General features: G+C 56.6%; 1 protein-coding gene. It reads left to right on the forward strand.

Translation table 11 applies throughout. The annotated features are described in order from the left end of the window. Nucleotides 1-132: 132 nt before the first annotated feature. On the forward strand, nucleotides 133-332 hold a 200-nt coding region (locus C1A47_RS17800; protein ID WP_205669608.1), incomplete at its 3' end, for a hypothetical protein.

Raw genomic sequence — 332 nt, forward strand, 5'->3', positions numbered from 1 at the left:
GTCTGGCCGTCATCGCTCTTGAGCAGGGAACCGGATTCGATATGCGATTCAAGATCGCCCAGGGTGGAGCTACCCAGGGAGTCGAACTTGAAACGAAGGGCGCGGTATTTGATGAACTGATCGAAGTGGGACATGACTTTTCGCCTTGACTGGATGATTGCCGATGGTGGCAAGGCGATAGTGCATCGTAGCGATTGGAGCGTCAACCGTACGAATTGGAGAATCGTAGACCTTTCGGTCATGAGAAGGACGCGCCGCTGGCGCGAGGATCAAAAGCACAAAAGCGGAAAAGCACCCTCGCCGGGTGGCATCCCCCGGGCCAGTTCCTGGCC

It is taken from the genome of Acinetobacter sp. MB5 (assembly GCF_003261585.1).
Lineage (GTDB): Bacteria > Pseudomonadota > Gammaproteobacteria > Pseudomonadales > Moraxellaceae > Acinetobacter.